This is a genomic window from Streptomyces sp. NBC_00076 (assembly GCF_045041235.1).
Lineage (GTDB): Bacteria > Actinomycetota > Actinomycetes > Streptomycetales > Streptomycetaceae > Streptomyces.
Map to the genome: position 1 here is coordinate 9286480 of NZ_CP108242.1, position 25424 is coordinate 9311903.

The 25424-nt window shown below is 69.1% G+C and carries 25 protein-coding genes; 9 read left to right on the forward strand and 16 right to left on the reverse strand.

The genetic code is table 11. The features are described 5' to 3' along the window. Positions 1 to 62: 62 nt before the first annotated feature. The 3 genes from OHA64_RS41750 (at position 63) to OHA64_RS41760 (ending at position 3230) form a co-directional block, all read left to right on the forward strand. A complete protein-coding gene (locus tag OHA64_RS41750) occupies positions 63 to 1799 on the forward strand; it encodes an amylo-alpha-1,6-glucosidase (protein WP_405622396.1) in 1737 nt (578 codons plus the stop codon). A gap of 190 nt (positions 1800 to 1989) precedes the next feature. Beyond that, positions 1990 to 2784: an SDR family NAD(P)-dependent oxidoreductase gene (locus OHA64_RS41755; protein ID WP_405622397.1), complete on the forward strand. Its 795-nt coding sequence runs from the start codon at positions 1990 to 1992 to the stop codon at positions 2782 to 2784. A gap of 50 nt (positions 2785 to 2834) precedes the next feature. Then, positions 2835 to 3230: a pyridoxamine 5'-phosphate oxidase family protein gene (locus OHA64_RS41760; RefSeq protein WP_405622398.1), complete on the forward strand. Its 396-nt coding sequence runs from the start codon at positions 2835 to 2837 to the stop codon at positions 3228 to 3230. 80 nt (positions 3231 to 3310) lie between these two features. Here the strand turns inward: OHA64_RS41760 and OHA64_RS41765 are convergent, their stop codons facing one another. After that, a complete protein-coding gene (locus tag OHA64_RS41765) occupies positions 3311 to 4297 on the reverse strand; it encodes an aldo/keto reductase (RefSeq protein ID WP_405622399.1) in 987 nt (328 codons plus the stop codon). A gap of 221 nt (positions 4298 to 4518) precedes the next feature. Here OHA64_RS41765 and OHA64_RS41770 point away from each other — a divergent pair, with 221 nt between their 5' ends. Then, positions 4519 to 5391 carry a helix-turn-helix domain-containing protein gene (locus tag OHA64_RS41770; RefSeq protein ID WP_405624338.1) on the forward strand — a complete coding sequence of 291 codons (873 nt, stop codon included), beginning with the start codon at positions 4519 to 4521 and terminating at the stop codon, positions 5389 to 5391. Between the two features lie 5 nt (positions 5392 to 5396). Here the strand turns inward: OHA64_RS41770 and OHA64_RS41775 are convergent, their stop codons facing one another. The 6 genes from OHA64_RS41775 to OHA64_RS41800 all read right to left on the reverse strand — a co-directional run bounded on the left by OHA64_RS41775 (position 5397) and on the right by OHA64_RS41800 (position 10510). Then, positions 5397 to 6356: an amidohydrolase family protein gene (locus OHA64_RS41775; RefSeq protein ID WP_405622400.1), complete on the reverse strand. Its 960-nt coding sequence runs from the start codon at positions 6354 to 6356 to the stop codon at positions 5397 to 5399. 55 nt (positions 6357 to 6411) lie between these two features. Then, on the reverse strand, positions 6412 to 7998 hold the full coding sequence (locus OHA64_RS41780) for a Na+/H+ antiporter (protein ID WP_405622401.1): 1587 nt from the start codon (positions 7996 to 7998) through the stop codon (positions 6412 to 6414). 67 nt (positions 7999 to 8065) lie between these two features. Beyond that, the gene (locus tag OHA64_RS41785) at positions 8066 to 8437 is read right to left on the reverse strand and encodes a DUF2255 family protein (protein ID WP_405622402.1); all 372 of its coding nucleotides are present in this window, start codon (positions 8435 to 8437) and stop codon (positions 8066 to 8068) included. A gap of 175 nt (positions 8438 to 8612) precedes the next feature. After that, positions 8613 to 9629 (reverse strand): zinc-dependent alcohol dehydrogenase family protein, encoded by a 1017-nt coding sequence (locus OHA64_RS41790; RefSeq protein WP_405622403.1) that lies wholly within the window; start codon positions 9627 to 9629, stop codon positions 8613 to 8615. Positions 9630 to 9665: 36 nt separating this feature from the next. Beyond that, positions 9666 to 10073 carry a cupin domain-containing protein gene (locus OHA64_RS41795; RefSeq protein ID WP_405622404.1) on the reverse strand — a complete coding sequence of 136 codons (408 nt, stop codon included), beginning with the start codon at positions 10071 to 10073 and terminating at the stop codon, positions 9666 to 9668. Positions 10074 to 10177: 104 nt separating this feature from the next. Continuing rightward, a complete protein-coding gene (locus OHA64_RS41800) occupies positions 10178 to 10510 on the reverse strand; it encodes a carboxymuconolactone decarboxylase family protein (RefSeq protein ID WP_405622405.1) in 333 nt (110 codons plus the stop codon). 256 nt (positions 10511 to 10766) lie between these two features. On the opposite strand from OHA64_RS41800, the gene OHA64_RS41805 reads away from it, so the two are divergent. Beyond that, a complete protein-coding gene (locus OHA64_RS41805; protein WP_405622406.1) occupies positions 10767 to 11636 on the forward strand; it encodes a helix-turn-helix transcriptional regulator in 870 nt (289 codons plus the stop codon). A gap of 65 nt (positions 11637 to 11701) precedes the next feature. Here the strand turns inward: OHA64_RS41805 and OHA64_RS41810 are convergent, their stop codons facing one another. The 9 genes from OHA64_RS41810 to OHA64_RS41850 all read right to left on the reverse strand — a co-directional run bounded on the left by OHA64_RS41810 (position 11702) and on the right by OHA64_RS41850 (position 20858). After that, complete coding sequence (locus tag OHA64_RS41810) at positions 11702 to 12571, reverse strand: helix-turn-helix domain-containing protein (protein ID WP_405622407.1); 870 nt, start codon at positions 12569 to 12571, stop codon at positions 11702 to 11704. Positions 12572 to 12742: 171 nt separating this feature from the next. Continuing rightward, positions 12743 to 13441, reverse strand: coding sequence for a type 1 glutamine amidotransferase domain-containing protein (locus tag OHA64_RS41815; protein WP_405622408.1), 699 nt, complete (start codon positions 13439 to 13441; stop codon positions 12743 to 12745). A 24-nt stretch (positions 13442 to 13465) separates the two neighbouring features. Continuing rightward, positions 13466 to 13858 (reverse strand): nuclear transport factor 2 family protein, encoded by a 393-nt coding sequence (locus OHA64_RS41820; RefSeq protein WP_405622409.1) that lies wholly within the window; start codon positions 13856 to 13858, stop codon positions 13466 to 13468. 48 nt (positions 13859 to 13906) lie between these two features. Next, positions 13907 to 14506, reverse strand: coding sequence for a flavodoxin family protein (locus OHA64_RS41825; protein ID WP_405622410.1), 600 nt, complete (start codon positions 14504 to 14506; stop codon positions 13907 to 13909). 263 nt (positions 14507 to 14769) lie between these two features. Further along, a complete protein-coding gene (locus OHA64_RS41830) occupies positions 14770 to 15756 on the reverse strand; it encodes an alpha/beta hydrolase (protein ID WP_405624340.1) in 987 nt (328 codons plus the stop codon). 141 nt (positions 15757 to 15897) lie between these two features. Next, the gene (locus OHA64_RS41835; RefSeq protein WP_405622411.1) at positions 15898 to 16563 is read right to left on the reverse strand and encodes a TetR/AcrR family transcriptional regulator; all 666 of its coding nucleotides are present in this window, start codon (positions 16561 to 16563) and stop codon (positions 15898 to 15900) included. Positions 16564 to 16579: 16 nt separating this feature from the next. After that, positions 16580 to 17338, reverse strand: a complete 759-nt coding sequence (locus OHA64_RS41840; RefSeq protein WP_405622412.1) for an SDR family NAD(P)-dependent oxidoreductase — start codon at positions 17336 to 17338, stop codon at positions 16580 to 16582. Positions 17339 to 17489: 151 nt separating this feature from the next. Next, positions 17490 to 19796, reverse strand: coding sequence for a glycoside hydrolase family 3 N-terminal domain-containing protein (locus OHA64_RS41845; protein ID WP_405622413.1), 2307 nt, complete (start codon positions 19794 to 19796; stop codon positions 17490 to 17492). A gap of 36 nt (positions 19797 to 19832) precedes the next feature. Then, positions 19833 to 20858, reverse strand: a complete 1026-nt coding sequence (locus OHA64_RS41850; protein WP_405622414.1) for a LacI family DNA-binding transcriptional regulator — start codon at positions 20856 to 20858, stop codon at positions 19833 to 19835. Positions 20859 to 21094: 236 nt separating this feature from the next. Between OHA64_RS41850 and OHA64_RS41855 the strand changes: the two genes are divergently transcribed. From OHA64_RS41855 to OHA64_RS41870, 4 genes are all read left to right on the forward strand, one after another. Next, positions 21095 to 22414, forward strand: a complete 1320-nt coding sequence (locus OHA64_RS41855; protein ID WP_405622415.1) for an extracellular solute-binding protein — start codon at positions 21095 to 21097, stop codon at positions 22412 to 22414. 98 nt (positions 22415 to 22512) lie between these two features. Beyond that, positions 22513 to 23358: a carbohydrate ABC transporter permease gene (locus tag OHA64_RS41860; RefSeq protein WP_405624341.1), complete on the forward strand. Its 846-nt coding sequence runs from the start codon at positions 22513 to 22515 to the stop codon at positions 23356 to 23358. Continuing rightward, positions 23358 to 24260, forward strand: a complete 903-nt coding sequence (locus OHA64_RS41865) for a carbohydrate ABC transporter permease (protein WP_405622416.1) — start codon at positions 23358 to 23360, stop codon at positions 24258 to 24260. Before OHA64_RS41860 ends, OHA64_RS41865 begins: the two co-directional genes overlap by 1 nt. A 90-nt stretch (positions 24261 to 24350) precedes the next feature. Continuing rightward, a complete protein-coding gene (locus OHA64_RS41870) occupies positions 24351 to 25298 on the forward strand; it encodes a zinc-binding alcohol dehydrogenase family protein (RefSeq protein WP_405622417.1) in 948 nt (315 codons plus the stop codon). The last annotated feature ends 126 nt before the right edge of the window (positions 25299 to 25424 follow it).

Below are 25424 nucleotides of genomic sequence, written 5' to 3' on the forward strand. Positions count from 1 at the left end.
ACGACCGAGCCGCCTGTGTGTCAGCCGGCCGACGTCCCCTGCTCCAGAAACGAGTCAGCGTCATGACCGCCGCCCGACCTGGTCCGGCCTTCTCCGTCCACGACATCCCGTTCAGTACGCACGGATCCTGGTTCGGCATCTCGCCCGTGGTGTCGGAGAAGACCCGTGCCGAGGACCTCCACCTCGTCTCGCACCAGAACGGCATGCACGCCGTCCTGCGCCTGGTCCCCCTGGCCACGGCGACGGGCGAGCGCGCCGACACCCGCGTCGAGGCGACACCGGGCCTGCTCAGCTGGATCAGCGGGGACGGGCGGGTCGATCTCGCCTACGAGTCGCCGGACACCGTACGCCTGCGGGGGACCGGCCTGAGCATGGGCGTCCGGGCTGCCGCGCGGGTCCTGACCCCGTTCAGCGGCACCTACTTCTTCCACGACCCGGCAGCGGACGCGTACGTGTTCACCTCGTACGAGACCGGCCGCCGTTACCGCGTCACCGTACGCTCCGGCACCGTCGCCGACACGGCCGGAGCACAGGGCCTGGGCAGCGGCGACCGCGGTCTCGCCGTGACCGCCGGGGCGGACGGAGAGTGGGAGATCGCGATCGAGGAACTCGACACCGCCCGCCCGCGGTACGCGTCCTCGGTGACCTTCGACGACATCGTGGAGTCCGCGCGGGGTGCGTTCGCGGCCTTCGTCGACGCCGTGGCACCCTGGCGCTCCTCCGCCACCCCGGCGGCCGAACTCGCCGCCTACGTCGTCTGGTCGGCGACCGTGCGGCCGACCGGCCTGGTCACCCGGCCCGCCGTGCTGATGTCCAAGCACTGGATGGACAAGGTCTGGAGCTGGGATCACTGCTTCAACGCCCTTGCCCTGGCCCCCGGTTGTCCCGACCTGGCCCTGGACCAGTTCGCCCTGCCCTTCGACCACCAGGACGACAGCGGCGCCCTGCCCGACTCGATCACCCACTCCGAGGTCCTCCACAACTTCGTCAAGCCGCCCATCCACGGCTGGGCCTTCGGCCACCTGCGCCGCAGGCTGCCGACGCCTCCCGGCCAGGAGGAGCTTGCCGAGGCCTACGACCGGCTGGAACGCTGGACCGACTTCTGGCTCACGGCGCGGCGCGCACCCGGCGCCGGGCTGGCCCACTACCAGCACGGCAACGACAGCGGCTGGGACAATGCCACCACCTTCGACCCCGAACGGGTCGTCGTCACCGCCGACCTGGCCGCCTTCCTCGTTCTCCAACTGCACGAACTCGCCGACCTGGCAACCGAGTTGGGCAGACCGGACGAGGCGCGCCGATGGACGCGGGCGGCCGGGGAGATCCAGACGGCGCTCCTTGACCAGCTCTGGACGGGAGACAGGTTCGTCGCCCAAGGGGTCGCCACCGGGGACACCTGGAGCAGCTCCAGCCTCCTCGACCTCATGCCGATCGTGCTGGGCGAGCACCTGCCCGAAGAGGTCGGCAGTACGCTGGCCGACCACATCAAGGCCCACCTGACGCCGTACGGCCTGGCCACCGAACTGCCCACCTCACCGCACTACCTCGCCGACGGCTACTGGCGCGGCCCCATCTGGGCCCCCGCCACCGTCCTCATCGAGGACGGCCTGCGCCGCGCCGGCTACGACCGGCTGGCCGACGAGATCAGCGCCCGCTTCCGCGCCTTGTGCGAAACCCACGGCTTCGCCGAGAACTTCGACGCCGTCGCCGGCACGGGCCTGCGCGACCGCGCCTACACCTGGACCGCCAGCAGCTACCTCCTGCTGGCCGAAGCGCACGCACACCGGGACGGCCGCTGAACTGCCGCCTCCCGCACAGCCCCGGGACCCATCGGGACCCGGTAGGTCCCCTCGTTCCCGGCAGGCGTGGCCGTGCGGCATCCACTGCCGCACGGCCACGCCTGCTTTTTTGCCCAGCGCCGAGACTACGGCACCTTCATAGGTATCAAACGTTTGAATGGAAGCAGCCTATTGAACTACTCTGAGGTCCATGACTCGGACCCTTGCTTTGATAACGGGCGCCTCCTCCGGCATCGGCGCCGCGTACGCCCGCCTCCTCGCGGACGACTCGGACTTCGTCCTGGTGGCCCGCCGCGCCGACCGGCTGGAGGACCTGGCCGACGAACTCCGTAAGTCCGGTGCCGCCGTGGAGACCCTTCCCGCCGACCTCGCCACCCGCGAAGGCATCGCCACGGTGACGGAACGCTTGAGTGCCGGGGACGTCCGCCTCCTGATCAGCAACGCCGGTGTCGGCGGCTACGCCCCGCTCATCGACGTCGACCCGGCCGAGATCGACGACCTGCTCACCCTCAACGCCGAGGCACATGTCCAGCTCGTCCGCGCCGCACTCCCCGGCATGCTCGCCGCCGACGACGGCACCATCGTCACTGTCGCCTCGCTGCTCGCCTTCAGCGCCGGACAGGCCGGCCCACGCCCGCCCCGCCGCACCCTGTACGCCGCGGCCAAGGCCGCCCTCGTGGCCTTCACCCGCACCCTGGGGCACGAACTCGCCGACACCGGGATCCGCACGCAGGTGGTCTGCCCCGGCCCGGTGGCCAGCGAGTTCCACCAGGGCGTGGGACAAACCGTCCCCGTCGTCATGGCCGCCGAGGACGTCGCGCGAGCCAGCCTCACCGGGCTCCGCCTGGGCGAGACGATCTGCGTCCCGGGCCTGGAGGACCAGTCCGCGGCACTCGACGCACTGCTCGCCGCCGAAAGCGCCGTACTGTCCGGCGGCCGCCGTTCGGACCTCGCCTCCCGCTACCGGCAGCCGCTGCCGCAGTGAGCCTGCGCAACCCGGAGAGCCAGCGTCCAACCAACGAAACGGAGATCGATATGGGCAGGTTCAACGCGCGGGAAGTCGGGTTCCTGCAGGAACACCTCCTTGGGCGACTCGCCACCTCGGGCAAGTCGGGCAAGCCGCATGTGGTGCCCATCAGGTACCACTTCGATGCCGAGCACGAGGTGATCAAGATCGGGGGGCGCTCCCTGGAAGGACGTGGCCAGGAGCGGCTGTACGTCCGTCACCTCAACGTCAACCCGCAGGCGGCATTGGTCGTCGACGACGTACTGGATGAGCAGACGTGGCAGCCGCGCGGCATCCTCATCAAGGGGGCGACGGTCCTGCACACGGAGGGTGGCGAGGTGCTGGGGCCGGGGTTCGGTCCCAACTGGGTCGAGGTGGTACCCGACTTCGTCACGTCCTGGGGCATCGACACCCCGGCCCTGTAGCCCACCGTTCCTGACAAGGACTGAGTCTGGAGCCGCGGGGCCGGGGGAAACTCCAGCCCCGTCCAGCCTCCGTTCGGCTGCTACTTGTCGACCAGCGACATGTGGTGCTCGTTGTAGCGGTCTCCCCGCACCCCGACCCGGCCGGCGAGTTCGTTGAGGTCGGACAGTTCGTCGGCGGAGAGCGGCAGCTCGGTCGCGCCGATGTTCTCCTCGACGCGGGCGATGCGCCGCGTTCCGGGAATCGGGACGATCCACGGATGCTGGGCGAGCAGCCAGGCGAGTGCGACCTGCCCCGGTGTGGCGTCCTTGGCCTGCGCGAGCGTCGTGATGTGTTCGACGAGAGCCTGGTTCGCCGCACGATTCTCGGCCGTGAACCGTGGAATGGTCGTTCGGACGTCGCCGTCCGCGAACGACGTCGAAGCGTCCACGGCCCCGGTCAGGAACCCCTTGCCGAGCGGGCTGAAGGGCACGAACCCGATTCCGAGCGCCGCGCACGTCGGCAGGACCTGGGACTCGGGATCTCGGGTCCACAGCGAGTACTCGCTCTGCACCGCCGCGACCGGGTGGACCGAGTGAGCACGGCGGATGGTCTCCGCACTGGCCTCCGACAGCCCGAAGCAGCGGACCTTGCCCTCCTGCACGAGCTCGGCCACCGTGCCGGCGACGTCCTCGATCGGTACCTGTGGGTCGACGCGGTGCTGGTAGAACAGGTCGATGGTCTCCACTCCGAGCCGTTCGAGGGAGGCCGTGGCGACGGCACGGATCTGCTCGGGCCGGCTGTTGAGGCCGACCGACGCACCGTCCTCGATGCGGAATCCGAACTTCGTGGCGATCACCACCTGGTCACGGACCGGAGCGAGGGCCTCTCCGACGAGCTCCTCGTTGACGTAGGGGCCGTACACCTCGGCGGTGTCGACAAACGTGACCCCGCGGTCCACGGCCCCACGGAGCACGGCGATCATGTCGCTTCGATCGCCGGGGTTCGGGCCGTAGCTCTGGGACATTCCCATCGCGCCGAGACCGATCGCGGAGACTCGCAGGTCTTGCCCCAGGGTTCGGGTGTGCATCTTTTCTCCATCCGGTGTCGTTCATGGTGCTCGATGTGGGATCGAGCGTGCAGGCTGAGCGAAGTGGTGTCCGACGAGCCGGGCTGCCGTGGCCCGAGCCGCGGGCTGGGGTCTCCGCGCCGATCACCGTCGGGCGGCGACCGACAGGGACCGCCGGACGATGACGGCGGCGGCCCCCTGGTTTGGTGCGCGGGATCGCGGCAAGGTGCGAAGCTGTGCGTGTGCAACGGGAGCCGAGCCGGGACGAACTGGGAGCCTTCCTCAAAGCGCGCCGTGCACAGCTGAGCCCTGGAGAGGTCGGACTGCCCGACACCGGTGAGCCGCGGCGTGTTCCCGGTCTGCGTCGTGAGGAAGTCGCCCGGCTGGCAGCGATCAGCACCGATTACTACATCCGGCTCGAACAGGGCCGCGTTCAGGCGTCCGAGGCGGTCCTCGACGCCCTCGCGCAGGTGCTCCGCCTCGACGGCGACGAGCGCGAGTACGTCCTGACCCTCGCGGGGAAGAAGACCGCCTTGCCCAGGGCCAACAGGGGCGCTCGGCAAGTGGTCCAGCCGCAGATGCGGCACCTGCTGGACGACCTGACTCTCACGGCGGGGTTCGTCATCGGCTGCAACACAGACCTTCTGGCGTGGAACGCCATGGCCGCCGCTCTGGTCATGGACTTCGGGCGCATCCCCGAGGCTGAGCGCAACTACGTACGACTGCTGTTCACCGAGCCCGCCATCCGGGTGCTGTACACGGACTGGGAGGACATGGCCCGACTGGCCGTGTCCCACCTGCGCATGGACAGCAGGCGAAACCCTCACGACCCTCGGCTGACGGCGCTCGTCGAAGAGCTCTCCGTACTCGATCCGCAGTTCCGGCTGTGGTGGACCTCGCACGATGTCGCCGTGCGGGCCGGCGGCAGCAGGCTGCTTCGGCATCCGGTGGTGGGCGACCTGACATTCGAGCGGTCCACCTTCACGTGCGCGGAGGATCCCGAACAGCACCTCGTCGTGTGGACCGCCGAACCCGGCAGCCCGACCCACCGGGCCTTGCGTTCGCTGGCTGCCGGGATCGAGAGGGCACCGGAGGGAGCGGACGGCGTCGCCTGACGCGTTCACCGCGCTGTCCCCAGGAGCAGGCGGTTGGCGTTGGCCGTGGTGAGGGAACGCCACGTGGTCCCCGCCACCGGTGACTCGGCCGCGTCGATCGCCGCGATATGGGCGTCGGCCAGCGGGGGAGGGGTCCAGCAGTAGTCGCTGCCGAACAGCACGCGGTCCGGATCGACGAGCTTCAGCAGCGCGGGGACCTGGCGTGGGAAGGCTGTGCCCGCCATGTCGTAGTACAGCCCGCGTAGTTGCTGCACGGCATCGAGGGAGGGTGACTGCTCCGAAGGCAGGAACAGCCTCATGAACTCGTTGATGCGGTCGGCCAGGACGGGTACCGCGCCACCGCAGTGCGGAACGATCACCCGCATGTTCGGATGACGCGTCAGGACGCCCGCCATCACCAGGTCCGTGACGGTACGGGCCGTGTCGAAGATGTACTCGACCATCGGCCGCGGCCTGCCGAGTGCGGACTGTTCCCAGCACACCGGTGAGGTGGGGTGCAGGAAGACCACGGCCCGGCGGCGGTCGAGTTCCGCGAAGACCGGGTCGAGACGCTGGTCGCCCAGGTACACACCGTGCGTGTGCGTCAGCAAGGCCACGCCGTCGGCGTCGAGTTCGTCGAAGGCGAAGGCGATCTCGTCCAACGAGCCGTCCACGTCCGGCAGGGGGAGCGACACGAAATTGCCGAAGCGGCCCGGGTGGTCCCTGGTCAGCTCGGCGGTGTACTCGTTGACGCGCCGGGCGAGGAGACGGGCGGCCTTGTCGTCGCCGAAGTGCACGCCGGGGGACGACATGGAGAGCATCGCGGTCTCGATGCCGTTGCGGTCCATCAGGTCCAGGTGGGTTTCCACGGACCACGTGGGCCAGTCGCCCATGCCGTCGGGGTGGGCGTGGCCCGCCGCGGTCGCCTGCTGGACGTAGAAGTCGGGAAGGAGGTGGGCGTGGACGTCGATGAGACCGGAGGACATGGCAGGGGTTTTCCTTCTGTTGGGCCTTGCGCGGAGACCGGGCGTCGGACTCGGCTCACTCCACCTGTTCGCGTCCGGCCAGCCGCACCTCTTCGTTGTCCAGGGCGGCCTGGAGCCGACGCAGCACGGTGTCGTCGATCTCTCGCTCGTCGCGCAGACGCACGACCGTCGCGCGTTTGTGGGCGATGAGGGCGAGGCGGAGGTCGGTGTAGTGGCGGTTGTGGAGGAGGGCGGGATCGTCGTCGGTGCCCGCGCCCTGGGCCCTCGCGGTGGCCAGGCGCGCTTCGTACTCCTGGCGCAGCCACTCCATCGCCTTCGGGGTGGTGCCCAGTTCGGCGGCGAGTTGCGGCAGTGCCTCGATGGCTTCCTCGGTCGCCCTGGTCTCGGCGAGGACCTGTTCGTCGTCGACGGACGTGTCGCGCGGCAGCCGGGCCCAGCGCACCACGCGCGGCAGCAGCAGCCCCTGCACCACGAGGGTCACCACGATGACGCCGGAGGTGACGAAGACGATGAAGGCACGGTCGGGGAAGGGCTCACCCGAGTCGAGGGTCTCCGGCACCGAGAGCGCCACGGCGAGTGACACCGCGCCCCGGAAGCCCGCGAACCCGCTGACGGTGCGCGCCCGGTGACTGATGCGGCGCAGCCGTTGCTGCGGACGCCGGTCGATCACGCGGATCAGGTAGGCGGAGGAGAACAGGAACGCGAACCGGACGACGATCAACACCACGCTGACCACCGCGACCGCGGTCAGGGCGTCCTGGAGGTCGGACCGGTTCAAGTGGCGCAGTGCGTACTGGAGTTCCACTCCGACCAGAACGAAAAGCGCGCCGTTGATGATGAAGGTGAGCAGCGGCCAGAAGGCCAGCGCCTGGCGACGATGCTCGGCGCGGATGAGGCTCGGAGCCACCTGGGCCATGATCAGCCCGCTGACGACAACGGCGAGGACACCGGAGGCGTGGATCAGCTCCGCGAGCAGATATGCCGTGAACGGCGCCAGGATCATGACGAGATTGCCCAGCAGGGGATCGTCCAGGCGGCGTCGCAGATTCATGTTGACCCAGGCGACCGCCCCGCCGACCGCGGCCCCGCCGCCGTAGGCCAGGAGGAACAGCGCGCCCACGTGCGGGAGGGTGAGGTGTTCCTCGCCGACGGTGAGACCGACCGCCAGGCCGAAGATGACCAGTGCGGTGCCGTCGTTGACGAGGCTTTCGGCACGCAGCACGGTGACCTGGCGGCGCGGCAGGGAGCGGGCCAGGACGCCGACAGCTGTCGCGTCGGTCGGAGCCACCGCCGCGCCCAGCGCCCACGCCGGCCCCCACGGCAGCCCGAGCGCGTGCCCGGCGACCGCCACGGCTCCCGCGGTGAGGATCACCAGGACCGTGCTGAGCAGGACGATGCCCCGCAGGTTCGAACGGATCTCCCGCAGGGACGTGGTGAGGCTCTCCCAGTACAGCAACACCGGCAGGAAGAGCAGCAGCACTACGTCCGGCGGCAGTTGAGTCTGGCGCACGGCTGGGACCAGTCCCAGAAGAGCACCCACGACAAGCAGCACGACGGGGGGTGCGACGCTGAAGCGCTGTGCCACGACCTGGCCGACCAGCACAGCCACACCCAGCAGCACGACGAGTTCCAGACCGAGCATGGCGCCTACTCCTGTGTCGGGCGGACTACTGGCGGGAGTTGAGCCGCCACCACCGGGAACGTCCTGCTCATCTCGGAACCAGCTTCAGCGTCGTCGACCGTGCCGCCACCATGGGGTCGACGTACGCGCCGCCGAAGCGGCCGTACTTGGTGCGGTACGCCGTGTCGACGCGGTCGTTGATCTCGGAGTCCGCCACCTCGACGAAGGTGACGTCCTTGTCGACGCCGCCGGAGCGGATGTGCCCCGCATGGCTCGCGCGGGCCGTGCGCCACCAGCCGCCGTCCGTACCCCGGAAGGAGCGGACGTACAGGTCGTCACCGTCGCGGACGACCCAGATCGGCACCGGCCCCCGCAGGGTGCCGTCACCGCGGCGCGGCGCCATCTCCAACTCGTCGGCCTCGGCGATGCGGTTGAGGTCGTCGCTGGTCCAGGTCGTCATCGGTGATTCTCCGATCTTTTGGATCCGGTGAGGGCGGATGGAAACTCGTCAGGGTCGTCGGTCCGGCCTCAGGAAGCGATTCGCCTCTGCCGCGACGGTGTGACGGGGTTGCCGCTGGTCGGTGCCGGCGGTGGTGGGCGCCGCGACCGGCGCCCACCACCGCCGGGGCTTCAGGTCACGGACGCAGCAGCGCCTTGATGGCGCGACGCTCGTCCATGGCCTTGTAACCTTCGGCGGCCTCGTCCAGGGACAGGGTGAGGTCGAAGACCTTGCCCGGGTTGATACGCCCGCTGAGGACGCGCTCGATGAGGTCGGGAAGGTAGGCCCGCACGGGAGCGGGACCACCACGCAGTCCGACGTGGGAGAAGAAGAGCTGCTGGCCGTCGATCTGCACGTCGTGCGGCATGCCGACGAAGCCGACGTTGCCGCCGGGGCGGGTGGACAGCAGGGCCTGGTGCATCGACTCCTGGGTGCCGACGCACTCGAGGACCGAGTCGGCGCCGATACCGTTCGTCAGTTCCTTGACGCGGGCGACGCCTTCCTCGCCCCGCTCGGTGACGATGTCGGTCGCACCGAACTCCAGGGCCAGCTTCTGCCGGGAGGCGTGCCGGCTCATGGCGATGATGCGCTCGGCGCCCAGTTCCTTGGCGGCGATGACACCGGACAGGCCCACCGCGCCGTCTCCGACGACCACCGCCGTCGCACCGGGCCTGACCTCGGCCGCCCTGGCGGCGTACCAGCCGGTGCCCATGACGTCGGACAAGGCCAGCAGGTCCGGGATCAGTGCCTCGGCCGGCTGCTCCGGGGTGGCGACCAGGGTGCCGTCGGCGAGGGGGATGCGGACGTACTCGGCCTGGCAGCCGTTGGGGAAGTCACGGTGCCGGCAGTTGGTCTGATAGCCGGCCCGGCAGTTCGCGCAGGTGTTGTCGGAGGCGATGAAGGAACCTATGACGAACTGGCCGGGCCTGACGGTCGAGACGTCACTGCCGACCTCCTCGACGATGCCGACGTACTCGTGGCCGATCGGCTGCGGCTCGGGGACCGGGTTGATGCCCCGGTAACTCCACAGGTCGGAGCCGCACACGCAGGTGGCGACGGTACGGATGACCGCGTCCGTGGGCGCCGCGATCTTCGGCTCGGAGACGTCTTCCACCCGGATGTCCCCGGGGCCGTGAATGATGGTTGCTCTCATGATGCTTTCCCCGGTCTTGTCAGGTGCGTGGTGGCGTCAGGGGCGGGTGCGGGTGCTGACGCGCGGCCCGTGGTACTCGTCGTCCGCGACGTGCTCCAGCCAGGTGGTGTCGTCCGTCTCCCACAGGGCGAGGTGGACCATGAACTGGTCGGGCGCGGCACCGTGCCAGTGCTCCTCGCCCGGGGGCGTGTGGATGACGTCGCCGGGATGAGCCTCGATGATGTCGCCGCCACGCGACTGCACCAAGGCGATGCCCTCGACGATGTAGAGGGTCTGTCCCAGGAAGTGGGAGTGCCACGCGGTGCGGGCGCCGGGAGTGAACCGGACCATGTTGGCCCGCAACCGGGAGGGGTCCTCGCCGCGGTGGATCACGTCGGCGTAGGCGTCGCCGGTGAACCATTCGGCAGGGAGCTTCATGGTTGGGGGCTGCTTCAGCAGTTCCATGTGTGTGTCCCTTGGCGGTGCTGCCGCCAGACGGCAAGGCGGCGGTATGTGGGGGGAGTTGGGGATGAGCCAGTGCTGTGAGGTGCGGGCGGTCAGGAGACGCCTCAGCCGGACTGGTCGGCCTTGTCCACGATCTCCTTGAGCTGGTTCATCGCGGTCATGGCGTTGGGCCAGCCGGCGTAGAAGGCCAGATGCGTGATCGCCTCGATCAACTCGTCCTTGGTCACGCCGTTCTCCAGCGCCTTGCCGAGGTGGAAGCCGATCTGGTCGTTGCGGTACAGAGCGGCGAGAGCCGTGACGGTGACCAGGCTGCGGTCGCGCGGGGACAGACCCGGCCGCTCCCAGATGTCGCCGAACAGGACCGTGTCGGTCACCTCCGCGAGCTTGGGGGCGAATTCCTGGATCGCCGGCGGCGCGAACTTCTTCCGTTCGGACATGGGTGGTGCTCCTAGCATGTGTTCAGGGGATTCAGGCCGCCCGGCCTTCGGCCGGCGGCCGAGATACTCACCGAAGAACGAGGTGGGCTTGGCTGACTCCCTCGTGCTCTCCGTGGGCCGGTCCTGGCCGTCCGCCTTCGACCCTGCCACCATCATGCGAGGCCGCAAAGGGGAGAATTCCATCCTGGGAACGGCTTATCCAGGGGAGGAATCCTTACCCCTCTCGCGAAGACCGAGCGGTGCGAGACTGGCCGTCATGACCAGCGACGCGCATCTGAACGAGCTGGGAGAATTCCTCAAGGCGCGGCGGGCCGAATTGAGCCCCCGCACCGTCGGCCTGCCCGACTCCGGTGGCCCTCGGCGTGTGCCCGGCCTGCGCCGGGAGGAGGTCGCCCAGCTCTCGGGGATCAGCACCGACCGCTACACGCGGTTGGAGCAGGGACGTGCCTCCGTGCCGACGCCGGTGCTCGCCGCCCTCGTCCGTGTCCTGCACCTCGACGACGACCAGCGGGACCACCTGTTCGCGCTGGCCGCAGGAGATGAGTGCGCGCCGCGCCGCCGACCGGCGCAGAAGGTCCAGCCGCAACTGAGGCGTCTCCTGGACGAACTGACCGCCACCCCCGCGCTCATCCTGGGTCGGCACATGGACATCCTGGCCTGGAACGCTCTATCAGCCGCTCTGCTCACCGACTTCGAGCGGGTTCCGGAGAAGAAGCGCAACTACGCCCGCCTGGTCTTCACCGACCCCGGCTTCCGCGAGCTCTACCTCGACTGGAGGACGATCGCCCGGAGCTGCGTCGCCCACCTGCGAGTGGAGGCCGCCAAGTGCCCCGGCGACCCGGGATTGGCCGCACTCGTCGGCGAGTTGTCGGTGGCCGACGCCGATTTCCGACAGTGGTGGGCCGGCCGTCCCGTGGTCGGCCTGAGGGTTGGCACCAAGAGACTGCGCCACCCGGTTGCCGGCGATCTCAGTCTCGACTGGGACAGCCTGAGCTCCACCGCCGACCCGCAACAGCAGCTGGTGATCATGACTCCTGAGCCGGGGACCCCGTCACATGACGGACTGCGCTTCCTCGCGTCGTGGACCGCCGACCCGTACCAGCGGGCACGGGATGCGACAGCCTGATCGAAACGGGGCACGCGGTTCACGTCCTGCTGTCGGCTGCGCCGCCGGGAACGGCTGGAGGAGGCCTACGCGACGGTGTCGGACGCCGTCCGCTTCTGCTCCGCGGCCCAGGAGGCCAGGAGGCGCAGCCCGTCGTGGGACGGGGAGCCGGGTTCGGCGTTCCAGACGATGATGTGCTGGTCGGGGTCCGTGCCACACGTGAGCGTGTTCCAGTCGAGTGTCAGCTCGCCCACCACCGGGTGACGAAGCTTCTTGACGCCCTTGCCCCGCATCGCGACGTCATGCTCGGTCCACCACTCCCGGAACTGTGCGTCGCGGGCGGAGAGCTCCTCGACCAGAGCGGTGAGGCGCTGGTCGCCGGGGTAGCGCGCGCTCTCCATGCGCAGCTGGGCGATGGCGAGCCGGGTGACCTCCTCCCAGTCGGCGTACAGCTCGCGCATCCAGGGTTCGGTGAACAGCAGCCGGACGAACACGCGCTCCTGCTCCGGGTAGTGCCCGAAATCGGTCCACAGGGCGGCGGCGAGCTGGTTCCAGCCCAGGATGTCGGTGCGTCGGCCGATGACGAAGGCCGGGGAGGCGGTGAGATCGTCCAGCATGCGCTGCAGCTGCGTGTCCACCTGCTGGCGATCGCCTGACGTGGGCGGGCGCGTCCTCTCCTTCGCCGCGAGCTCGAAGAGGTAGATGCGCTGGTCCTCGTTCAAGCGGAGAACCTGGGCGATCTCGTTCAGGAGGGGAGCCGACGCCTGCAGACGGCCCTGCTCGATGCGCGTGTAGTACTCGGTGCTGATCGCGGCGAGAAGAGCCACTTCCTCACGGCGCAGACCGCTCACACGCCGCCGTTGCCCGCCGCGGAGTCCGACCTCGGAGGGACTGAGCTCGGCACGGCGGGCCTTGAGGAACTCACCCAGCTCGTTCAGATGGGGGCTGCGGTTCATGATCTCCAGCCTTGCACAGAATCCCGGCGCTGTGAGGGGGAGGGATCCTGCCTACGTTGGCTTGGCTGATGTACGAAAATGATACCGGTCCCGACCCATACGACGGCAGGCGGAAGGGGACTCGGCGGCCGGAGTGCGTACCGGGCCGCCGAGAGAGCGCCGGGGTCGGTGTCAGCTCAGTGCCTTCAGTACTTCCTGTGCCAGCGGGACCGCCGAGCCCGGGTTCTGGCCGGTGTACAGGGTGCGGTCGGTCTCGACGTGCGGGGCGAACGGCTCTGTCTCGCGGTAGTCCGCGCCGAGTTCGCCCACGAGGCGGTCCTGCAGCAGCCACTTCGCGCGGTCCGCGAGGCCGTTCAGCTTCTCCTCGGCGTTGGAGAGGCCGGTCAGACGGTAGCCGGCGAACGGGGACGTCCCGTCCGGGCCGATGGTGGCCAGCAACGCCGCGGGGCCGTGGCACACCAGGGACACCGGCTTGCCCGAAGCGAGCCACTCGGTGAGCAGCCTGCCGGACTCCGCGTTGTCCGGCAGGTCCTCCATCGGGCCCCAGCCGCCGGGGTAGAACACGGCCACGTAGTCGTCGATGTCCACGTCCTCGATGCGCAGCGGCTGCGCCAGCTCGGTCGCCTCGCGCAGGGCGGTGCGCATGCGCTGCGCGCCTTCCTCGCCGCCGTTGAAGTCCGCGGTGAGGCTGAGCGCATCCGCTGTGGGCGGTATACCGCCGGGTGTCGCCGCCGCGATCTCGTATCCGGCCTCCTTGAAGACCTGGTACGGGCCGATTGCTTCCTCGGCCCAGAAACCGGCCGGCTGCCGGGTTCCGTCGGCCAGCGTCCAGTGGTCGGCCGCTGTGATCACGAAGAGGATCTTCGCCATGGGGTGGTCTCCTAGTCGGGGGTCTCAGCCCTTGAGGGCTTCCTGGAGGACGTGGCTGTCGGCGGCCTGCCGCATGCTGACGGCCTTGCCGTCACGGACGGTCCACAGGTGGATGAACCGGACGTCGGCCTTGTTCCCGGTCTTCGTCTCGGCGTGGTAGTGCCCGTACACGAAGACGTGGCTGTCGTCGTCCGCGTAGAACTCCTCGGGCACCGCGCCGAACGACTCGTAGTTCGGCATCGTCTTGCCGAAGAAGTCCTTCGCCACGCTGTCCCAGCCGTGGTAGACGCCGCTGTTCGGAAAGCCCGGGGTGATGTCCCAGACGAAGTCCGGGGCCATGACCTCCTTCGTGACCTCGGGCGCCATTCGGGATTCGTAGACCCGGCGGATGAGGGCGAGGTTCGGGGAGTCGGACATGGGTGCTCCTTGCGGGGGCGATCGGATAAGGGAAAGAAAGACCTGTGATCAGGCGGCGAGGGCGGCGCGCCCGGCGCGGAAGATCGCGGCCTGGCGCGCGACGCGCGCACCCAGGTGCTCCGCGGTGGCGATGTCCGACGTGTGGACCGCTTCCGGACCGGCATCGGTCGGGCTCTGGGCGCCGGCACCCATGAAGAAGCCCAGCCGGTTGATGTCGTCCTCGCTGCCCGTGCTGGAATCCCAGCCCGGCAGCAGACCCAGGCTGATCCAGTGCATGCCGTGCTGGGCGGCCAAGGTGGCGAAATAGCCCAGGGTGGAGGACTTGTCGCCGCTCTTGGCGCCGGAGTTGGTGAAGCCCGCGGCGAGCTTGTCCACCCAGACATGGGAGAACCAGCGCCTGCTGCTGGCCTCGGCGAACGCGTGGAAGGCCGCGGAGGCGGTACCCATGTACGTGGCGGCACCGAAGACGATCGCGTCGGCGGCGTCCAGCCGCGCCCACTGCTCGTCGGTGATGGTGTCGACGGAGATCGAGACGACCTCGGCGCCGGCTCCCGCCGCGCCACGCGCCACGGCCTCGGCGACGACGGCCGTGTGGCCGTAGCCCGAATGAAAGGCAACGGCGACTGTGGGGCGGCCGGAAGGGGACATGGTGATCGGGCTCCTCGAATGTATTTGCTCAGTTCGTGACCAAGCCTTGCACCGGAAGAGCGCGCTGTGAGGGGGAAGAAATTTTCCCCTGCCTACCGTTCAACCCGTAGGCCACCCTGGTTCCGGCCGGGGCACGTCGCCGCCTGGGCGCCACGGCCGCCCGGACGAGGTCATCGCTTTGATTCCTGAGTCTGGACGGATGACCTCTAACCGTGCCGGAGCAGTGCCCGGCTCAGTGGTTGTGGTCCCAGGTTTCGGCGGCACTAAAGGACGGCAAAGAACTCCACCATCTTGGTGATCGCTTGATCCACGTACTCGGGCACGTCGTACATCGCGATATGAGTCGCACCGTCGACGACGAACAACTCCTTCGGCCCTTTGGAAAGCTCGTAAGCCTGGTCGCTGAACACCTTTGTGTCCGCCCTGCTCCCTGCGATGAGGAGCATCGGTTGGGTCAGCAGTTCTGGAATTTGGTCGAACGCCGAGAAGGCGAACATCTTGTCCATGCTGGTCAGCAGGAAGCGGCCCTTGGAGTTGGGATGTTGACCTCGGGGCGTCCTGTAGTAGTCGTATCCTTCGCGCAGGAGGTCCGGTGTGTTTTCGTCGATCTCCGCCAGAGTTTCCGGGACAAACGGGGCGTAGAGAGGTGCGTCTCCTCTTGCTTCCGCCGTGCGCTGCTTGGCAACCATTTCCAGCGTTCCGATCTGCTCGGCCACCGGGGACATATGCCCCAGAAAGCCTCTGGAGCCTTCGCCCATGGGGGCTGCGCTGACGGTGGCTACTGCCTTGAAGCGACGTTCGGTCTGCGCCACGCTGATTGCATAGCCGCCCCCGGCGCAAATGCCGAAGACTCCCATTCGTTCGGAGTCGACGAACGGAAGAGTGGTGAGAAAGTCGGCTGCGCAGCGGGCGTCTTCCACCCTGGTCGTCGGGTCTTCCAAGAGGCGAGGTTCGCCGCCACTTTCTCCCTGGTAGGAGGAGTCGTATACCAGGGTGACAAATCCCTGCGCAGCGAGCCTCTTGGCGTAGGCTCCGATGGTCTGTTCCTTTACTCCTCCGGCCGGATGAATGCCGACGAGAGCAGGATATTTTTCGTCTTCCCTGAAGTCGTCCGGCAGGTGAAGGTGCCCAGCAATTTCCACTGCCTTGTTCCTGAAGGAAACAGTTTTGACCATGGTTCCTGCCCTTTTCTCGGCCTTGGCCCGCCGTCGGGCGGTCCTTCCGTCATGATTCGCCGGAGCCGAGAAGATGTCTACTCATGGTGAGGGGGAAGAAACTTTCCCCTGGATGTCAATTTCGGGGTAAGGGAGTCGCCCCTGGAAGGGAGGCGCGGGCCGCTCGTAGAGAATTGCCAAGGGCCTCGATCATGGCGAGGGGCCCCGACGCCCGGCTCATTCCTCAGGCGCGTTCCACAGCTCGCTGAGTTCCGCCCAGTGCGGGGCCGGGCCCTGTAGACCAGTGGGGTCGTCGACGGCCGAGGTGCGCAACCCGGCGAGCACCAGGTCCAGGTAGCGCAGGTGGAGCGCGGCGGCACGCTCACCGGTGACGGGAATCCGTGCGCTGAGGTGTTCGAGCAGTAACGGGATGTCCGCGGAGGTGAAGTCGGCACGCAGCACCCTGGCCCGGTGCGCGCCTCCCACCAGGTCGTCGAGGACGGCCTGGAGCCGGGCGGCGGCGGCCGTGACCTCGTCCGTGGCCGGCAGTCGGCCGCCGACCAGGGGGAGGAGCGGACCGCCCGCCCCCTGGGCCGACAGCGCGTCCCGCAGGAAGCGGGCGAAGGCCGACCAGGGTTCGGGCTCCTCGGCGAGAGCCGTGCGTGCCTGGGTGACGAGCTGTTCCATCCCCACGATCCGCATCCGCTGAGCCAGCAGCTCCTTGCTGGGGTAGCGGCGGTACAGACTGCCCATGCCGATTCCGGCTCGGCGGGCGATCTCCGAGACGGGGGCGTCCCAGCCGCGCTCGGCGAAGACCTCGCGCGCGGCCTGTATGAGGCGGGCGTCGTTGCGGTCCGCCTCCCGTCGGCGGCCGCGTGGCCTACCCGTGTGCGTGTCACCCATGGCGAAGCATTCTTCCCTACATGCGTGCCACGCCGAGCCCACCGTCCACGGTGAGAATCTGGCCGGTGACGAACCCTGCCTCCTCCCCGGCCAGCATCGCGATCGCCCGGGCGACATCCTCCGGTTCCGCGACCCGCCCCAGCGGGGTGTTCTCCGCCAAGCGCCGCTGGATCTCCTGCGGTACCCCGGCGCTGCCCTCGGTGCGGACGAAGCCCGGTGCCACGACGTTGACGTTGATGCCGAGCGGACCGGCCTCGTGGGCGACGAAGCGGGCGAAGGTGTTCAGGGCCGCCTTGGCGGTGCCATGGTGAGCCATGCCCGGGACGGACGGACCGTCGGCCACGGCGCTGGAGACGTACACGATCCGGCCCTGCCCCTGGGCGCCCATGATCGCCAGCGCCTGCTGGGTCAGGGTGTAGACGGAGGCCAGTTCGCCCGTCAGCTTCGTGTGGAAGTCGTCCCAGGGGAGAGTCTGGATCGGTGTGGGGGTGAACTGGGGGGCGGCGTTGCAGACCAGGACGTCGAGGCGCCCCTCGACCGCGGTGCGCCGCAGCAGCTCGACCGCCTGCGCGGGGTCGCGTACGTCGCCCTGCACGGCGACGGCCTCGCCGCCGTCGGCTTCGATGTCCTTGACCACCTGCTCGGCCGATCGACGGTCCGAGAAGTAGTTGACGGTCACGCGGTATCCGCGTGCTGCGAGCTCCCGCGAAGTAGCCGCGCCTATTCCCCGGCCGCCGCCGGTCACCAGGGCCGTCGGCCTGGGTGTCGTGTTCATTTGTCCTCCGTGTCCGCCGGAACGATGCGTGCTACACCGAATTTATCGGAGCGGAGCGCTCCGTTCAAATCTGCTCCGTCGACCGCCCGGGACATGGGCGCTGTCCCAGGTCGCAGACGGTCGCAGGCGGCCGGAGGCGGACACCGACGGCTCAGCCGATACGCGTCGGAGTGTGCAGAACCCTCGCGTGTCCGACGCGGCGGATCGGACCGGTGAGGTGGACCGTGCCGGTGAGCCGGATGTCGGTGCTGGAGGTACCGAGCATGACGGTGATCTCGCCGGGCTCGACGATGCGGTGCAGATCGGGTCCGGTGTAGGCGAGGCGGTCGGTGTGCAGGCGGAAGGTGACCCTGCGCTGTTCGCCGGGGGCGAGGTGGACACGGGCGAAACCCGTCAACTGGGTCACCGGGCGGGGGAGTTGGGCGACGGGGTCAGCGGTGTAGAGCTGGACGACCTCGGAGCCGGGGAGGTCGCCGGTGTTGCGGACCAGGCAGCTGATGTCGACCTCGCCGTCGGTGGGGATCTCCTCGGCGCTCAGTTCGAACCCCTCGTACGCGAACGTCGTGTACGACAGTCCATGCCCGAAGGGATGGGCCGGCGTGGGGTCGAGGTTGCTCACGCCCTGGGTGTTGCCGCCGAGCGGGGCGTGCAGGTAGGTGCCGGGCTGGCCGCCCGCCGTCCGAGGGATCTGCACCGGCAGTTTGCCCGACGGGTTGATGCGTCCGGAGAGCACTCCGGCAAGGGCCGGGCCGCCCTCCTCGCCGGGGAAGAAGGCCTGCACGACGGCGGCCGCGCGGTCGGCGTAGGCACCCAGCGCGTACGGGCGGCCGGAGACGACGAGAAGCACGACCGGGGTGCCGGTGGCCAGCAGGGCCTCGACGAGTTCGTCCTGGACGCCCGGCAGGGAGAGGCCTTCCGCGTCGCAGCCCTCGCCGGAGGTGCCGAGGCCGAAGAGGGCCGCGCGGTCACCGACCACGGCGACGCAGACGTCCGCACGCCGGGCCGCTTCCACCGCCGCGTCGAATCCGCCGCGGTCGATGTCCTTGACGGGGCAGCCCTGTTCGTACGCGACTCGGGTGCCGGGCAGTTCCGTGGCCAGGGCGCCCAGCAGTGTGCGGGCCTCGATGCCGTTGTCGTGGCCGGGGTGGTGGGGGAGGACGTGATTGGGAAAGGAGTAGCAGCCGAAGAAGGCGTTGGCGTCGTCGGCACACGGCCCGATGAGGGCGATGGATCGGGTGTCCGGAGCCAGGGGGAGGAGTCCGTCCCGGTTGTCGAGCAGCACGATGCTCTGCTCGGCCAGTTCGCGGGCGATCGCCCGGTGCGCGGGCGGGTCGAGGTCGACGGGGCCCTCGGGGGTGATGTCCGGATCGAAGTCGGCGTCCAGCAGCCCCAGTTCGATCTTCTGCCGCAGTACGCGGCGTACGGCCCGGTCGACGAGGTCCGCCGAGACAGTTCCCTCGCGGACGAGTTCGGCGAGGGGCTCGCCGTAGCAGAGGGTGTCGGGGAGTTCGACGTCGATGCCCGCGGCGAGGGCGCGGGCGCCTGCCTCGCCCTCAGTGGCGGCGATGCGGTGCATGGTGCGCAGGAAGGCGATGGACCAGTAGTCCGAGACGACCGTGCCCTCGAATCCCCAGTCCTCGCGCAGCAGTCGGGTGAGCAGGGAGGCGTCGGCCCCGGCCGGCACGCCGTCCACATCGGCGTACGAGTTCATGACCGAGCGGGCGCCGCCCTCCCGTATCGCCGTCTCGAACGGCGGCAGGATCACGTCGGCGAACTCCCGCGGGCCCATGGAGACGGGTGCATGGTTGCGGGCGGCCTTCGAGGCGGAGTAGCCGGCGAAGTGCTTGAGGGTGGCGATGATCCCGGCGCTCTCCAGGCCGCGCACATAGGCCGTGCCGGTGGTGGCGACCAGGTACGGGTCCTCGCCGAGGGTCTCCTCGACGCGGCCCCAGCGGTAGTCGCGTACGACGTCGAGGACGGGGGAGAGGCCCTGGTGGACGCCGACCTGGCGCATGCTCGTGCCGATGGCGTGGGCCATGCGTTCGACGAGTTCGGGGTTGAAGGCGGCCGCCCAGGCGAGGGCGGTGGGGAAGACGCTTGCGTGGTGGGTGGTGAAACCCGTCAGGCACTCCTCGTGGGCGATGGCGGGGATACCGAGCCGGGTGCTGCCCATCAACTCACGTTGCAGAAAGGCGAGTTGCCGCGCTCCCTCGCGTGGCTCGACGGGCTTGGTGCCGAACGGGCGGGTGAGGTGGCCGAGTCCGTCCTTCCTGGCCTCGGTGAAGTCGGTGTGGCGGGCGAAGACGTCCTGCATCGGTGCGACGTTGCCGCTGACCCGCTCGACGCCTGGCCAGGCGCTGCCGAGCTGGGCGAGTTTCTCCTCCAGGGTCATCTCCGCGAGCAGGGCCTCGACCCTGTCGTCACGAGGGCAGGCCGGATCGGCCCAAGGTGTGGTCATGATGCGTTCCTCGGGGTGGTGTGGGGCGCGGGGGATTCAGGAGTGGGTGGACGGCGGGGCGGTCGAGGCCCGCACCACCAACTGGGTGGCCAGCTCCACCCGGTGACTGTCCAGGGGCTCGCCGGCCGCGAGGCGCAGCAGCGTGCGCAGCGCGGCACGGCCGATCTCGATGAACGGCTGCCTGACGGTGGTCAGGGGCGGGGCGGAGGTGCGGGCCGCGGCGGTGTCGTCGAAGCCGACGACACTGACGTCGTCCGGCACCCGCAGCCCGTGGACACGGGCGGCCTCGATGACGCCGAACGCCTCCAGATCGTTGCCGGCGAACACGGCGGTGGGCGGCTCGTCCAGGGCGAAGAGTTCCAGGGCTGCCTGGTAGGCGGGTTCGAACCGGAAGGCCCCCCGCTTGATGAGCCGGGCATCGGGGGTGAGGCCCGCGCCCGTGAGCGCGGCCTGGTAGCCGTGCAGGCGGGCGGTGTTGCAGACGGCGTCGTGCCGGCCCTCGATCATCGCGATCCGCCGGTGGCCGAGCTTCAGCAGGTGCTCGGTCGCCGCCATGCCGCCGCTGAAGTTCGTCGCGCCGATGCTCGGCACGCTCTCGTCCGGCACGTTCATCGGGTCGATGAGCACGAGCGGGATGTCGTGCTGGGCGAACTGCGCCCGCTGCCGGGCGGTCAGCTCGGACGTCACCAGGATGACGCCCTCCCGCCCGGCATTGGTGATCTTCCGGGCCCAGGCGGCGCCCAGCGGGTCGTCGGGCGCCGTACCGATGACGACATCGACCCCGGCCTCGGACGCGGCCTGAGTCACACCCTGCGTGATCACCAGGTTGTTGGGGTTGACCAGCTGGTCGAAGGTCAGGTCGATCGTGCGCACCGGCGACTGCGCGCCGCCCGGCCCGCGAGCCACGTAGTCGTGCTCGACCAGCAGCCGCTCGACACGCGCCCGGGTCTCGGGTGAGACGTCACTGCGGCCGTTGACCACCTTGGAGACGGTGGCCACCGAGACCCCGGCCGCCTCGGCGATGCCGGTCAGGGTCGTCCGCTCGACGACTCTCTTCGCCATGCTGATCCTTTCGCTGGTTTACGGGGAAGGTAGCGCAAGGTTTCGCGAGGTTCCAGTGCTGGGGAAACGTAAAAATTTCTGGTCCCCGACACCTTGACCGACGACGACACCGCACCTAATTTGTCGGCCAGAAAACGCAGAGGTTTCGAAAAGTTTCGAGCCGCGCTCACAGCATCCGACGAGCCCGACGAGCCGTCCAGCGCGATCGAACCTCTGAAGAGCCGAAGGAGCTCACGATGACCCCGAGAATGCCTTCCCGTGCCCTCATCACCGCCTCGGCGGCAGTTCTGACCCTCACCCTCGCCGCCTGCGGAAGCAGCGGGCGCACCGCGGGCGGCGGCAGCGGAGACGGCACGTTGGCCTGGGCGCTGACCCAGGGGTCGGAGGCGACCTTCCGGGCCTCGGCCACGGAGTGGAACAAGGCGCACCCGGACAGCGAGATCACCTACCAGTACTTCCAGAACGACCCCTACAAGCAGAAGCTGCGTACCGCGGTCGGCGCCGGCAACGGTCCCGTGCTCTTCGAGAACTGGGGCGGCGGCGGGCTGAAGAGCTACGTGGACGCGGGCAAGGTCGCCGACCTCACCTCCGATCTCGACGCCGATCCCGAGTGGAAGAACCGCATCTTCCCCTCGGTGCTCAAGTCCGCGACCTTCGACGGCAAGGTCTACGGCATGCCCGTCAACGGCGTGCAACCCGTGGTGCTCTACTACAGCAAGGAGCTGCTCGAGCAGGTCGGCGCCCAGCCGCCGAAGACCTGGGACGACCTGCTCGCGCTCGTGAAGAAGCTCAAGGCGGAGGGCGTCGCCCCGATATCCATGGGCGGCGCTTCGAAGTGGCCGGACCTGATGTGGCTGGAGTATCTCGTCGACCGCGTCGGCGGACCGGAGACCTTCGCGAACATCGCCGCCGGCAAGACGGGCGCCTGGTCGGACCCGGCCGTTCTCAAGGCCGCCCAGATGATCAAGCAGCTGGTGGACGCGGGCGGCTTCGCCAAGGGCTTCACCTCCGTCTCCGCCGACACCGGCCAGGCCGAGGCCCAGCTGTACACCGGCAAGGCCGCGATGATCCTCCAGGGCAGCTGGGGGTACGGCACCATCAACACCGGCTCGCCGAAGTTCGTCTCCGAGGGTCACCTGGGCTGGACCGGCTTCCCGGCTGTCGCCGGCGGCAAGGGCGACGCGACGAACATCGTCGGCAACACGGCGAACTTCTTCTCGCTGTCCGGGAAGGCGAGCGCCAAGGAGAGGAAGACGGCGGTGTCGTACCTCAAGGACGGCGTCTACAACGACACCTACGTCGACAGCCTCCTCAAGAACGGCGACGTCCCGCCGGTGAAGGACCTGGACACCAAGCTCAAGGCCACGGACAACGCCGACTGGACGACGTACGTCTACCACCTCGCCCGCGACGCCAAGAGCTTCCAGCTCTCCTGGGACCAGGCCCTCACCCCGGAACTCGGCAACGAACTGCTCACCCACCTCGACCAGCTCTTCCTCGGCCAGATCAGCCCGGAGCAGTTCTGCGCGCAGATGGACAAGGCGGCGGCGAAGTGAGCAGTGCCGGCGTCTCCAAGGCGCCACCGCACGCGTCCCGTGCGAGCGTCACCGACGCCCCGTCGCACGCGTCCCGGGCAGGCGGCCCGCCCTTCCTCATGGCCCTGCCCGCCCTGCTGCTCTTCGCCCTCTTCGCGCTCGTACCGATGGCGATCGTCGTCTACCTCAGCTTCACCCGCTGGGACGGACTGGGAAGCCCGGCGTGGGCGGGAACCGACAACTGGCGTACGGCGCTGACCAGTGACGTCACCCGGCACGCCCTCTGGCTCACCGCCAAGATGATGGTGTTCTCCTGGGTCGTGCAGACCCCTATCAGTCTCCTGCTGGGCGTCTTCGTCTCCGGCAAACAGCGCTACCGCGCCCTGCTCGCCGTCTTCTACTTCGTCCCGCTGCTCATCTCCACGGCCGCGATCGCCGTCATCTTCAAGAACCTGCTCGACCCCAACTTCGGCCTGGGGGCGGCCCTCGACCTGCCGATCCTCGGACAGGACTGGCTGGGCGACCCCCAACTGGCCTTCTACGCCGCCGTGTTCGTCATCGCCTGGCAGTTCGTGCCGTTCCACACGCTGCTCTACCAGGCCGGAGCCCGGCAGATTCCGGCATCCCTGTACGAGGCCGCCTCGATCGACGGCGCGGGCCGGCTCAAGCAGTTCTGGCACATCACTCTGCCGCAGCTGCGCTACACCATCGTCACGTCGTCGACGTTGATGGTCGTCGGCTCGCTCACCTACTTCGACCTCGTCTTCGTGCTCACCGGCGGCGGCCCCGGCTACGCCACCCGCATCCTGCCGCTCGACATGTACATCACCGGGTTCCAGAGCAACCAGATGGGCCTCGCCAGCGCCATCTCCGTGGTGCTCGTGCTGGCAGGACTTCTGCTCTCCCTCGCCCTTCTCCGGTTCTCCGGCTTCAACCGGATGCGCAGCCAGCAGGCAGGAATGTGATGTCCGCGCTCTCCCACGCCCCGTCCACCGACTCCCAGGCCCACCCGACACCGACAACCGCGGGGACACCCGGCCGCCTGGCCCGTCTGCGCGGCACCAACCCCCTCGGTGCCCTGGGCGGTGTGCTCTGGCTGGTGGTCGTCCTCGTCCCGGTCTACTGGGTCGTCGTCACCAGCCTGCGCACTCGCGAGGGCTTCTTCGACGCCAACCCGCTCGCCCTGCCGACCAGCCCCACCCTGGAGAACTACCGCCTGGTCCTCGACAGCGGCTTCACCCACTACCTCCTCAACAGCGCTCTGGTCACCGTCGGCGCCACGCTGCTGACCCTCGTGGTGTCGTTCCTGGCCGCGTATGCCATCGTCCGCGGCACCAGCCGGGCGCTGCGCTGGGCGTTCAGCGTCTTCCTGCTGGGACTCGCCATCCCGCTGCAGGCCACGATCATCCCGGTGTACTACCTGATCGCCAAGGCTCAGATGTACGACACCCTGCTCGCGATCGTGCTCCCGTCGGCGGCGTTCGCGATCCCGCTCACGGTGATCATCCTGGTCAACTTCCTGCGTGACATCCCCGACGAGTTGTACGAGTCCATGCGCGCGGACGGCGCCGGCCACTGGCGGATGCTCTGGAGCCTGGCCGCGCCGCTGTCGCGCCCCGCCCTGATCACGGTCACGATCTACGACGCCCTGAACGTCTGGAACGGTTTCCTCTTCCCGCTGATCCTGACCCAGAGCCCCGACAAGCGGGTCCTGCCGTTGTTCGTGTGGAGTTTCCAGGGCGAGTTCACGATCAACATCCCGGCGATCCTGGCCGCGGTGGTCCTCTCCACGCTGCCGATCCTCGCCCTTTACATCCTCGGCCGCCGCCAGCTCATCAGCGGGCTCACGGCAGGCTTCGGCAAATGAGGGACCTCTTTGCCGGAGACGGGGCGGCGGAGGTGTTGTCGACACCAGTGGACGGGAATGTGCCCCTCCGATACAGAGTTGGTTACTGACATGAGCGACGTAGTAGTAGCAGGCGCATACGGCGGTCCCGAGGTCCTGTCGGTGATCGACGAAGCAGTTGCGGAGCCCGGGCCGGGCCAGGTGCGCATCGCGGTCCGTGCGGCCGGCGTCAACCCCTTCGATCAGAAGGTGTACAGCGGCGTCTTCGGGACCGATCCCGCGAACCTGCCCCTACGGCTCGGGGCCGAGGCGGCGGGCGTGGTGATCGCGGTGGGCGCCCAGGCGAGCGGCCCCGCAGGTCCGGTCGAGGTCGGCGACGAGGTGATCGCCTATCGGGCGTCCGGCGCGTACGCCGCCGAACTCGTCGTGCCGGCCTCGTCGGTGGTGCCGAAGCCCGCCGGGTTGTCCTGGGAGGAGGCCGGCGGGCTGATGGCCGCCGGTGCCACCGCCGTACACGTCCTCGAGGCGATCGGCGTGGGCAAGGACGACGCGGTGCTGATCCACGGCGCCGCCGGAGGAGTCGGCCTGATGGCCGTGCAGCTGGCGGTGGCGCGCGGCGCCACTGTCCTGGCAACGGCAAGCCCGGCCAAACACGACCTGCTGCGCGACCTCGGAGCGATCCCGATCGCGTACGGGCCCGGCCTGGCCGACCGGGTACGCGCGGCGGCACCGGAGGGCGTCCACGCGGCAGCCGACCTGGTGGGAACCGACGAGGCGGTGGACGTCTCCGTGGAACTCGTGGCGGACCGTTCCCGCATCGCCACCATCGCGGGCTTCGCGCGTGGGGCCCAGGCGGGCATCAAGCTCCTCGGCGGCTCGCCCGGCGCCGATCCGGGCACGGACGTCCGCGCCGCCGCCCGCCTACAGCTCACCGAGGCCGTGGAGGCAGGGCGACTGAGGGTCCTGATCGCCGGCAGTTACCCGCTTCGCGAGGCCGCTGCCGCCCATCGCCAGATCATGACCGGTCACACCAGCGGGAAAATCGTCCTGCTGCCGTAACCCCACCGGACCGTGCCTTCGGCCGACGTCCGTTCACGGACGCCGAAGCTCCGGTCAGCAAACCGAGGCGGCTGTGTCCCCTGCTCTGTGTCCTCTGCTCTGTGTCCCCCTCCCACGGAGCAGGGG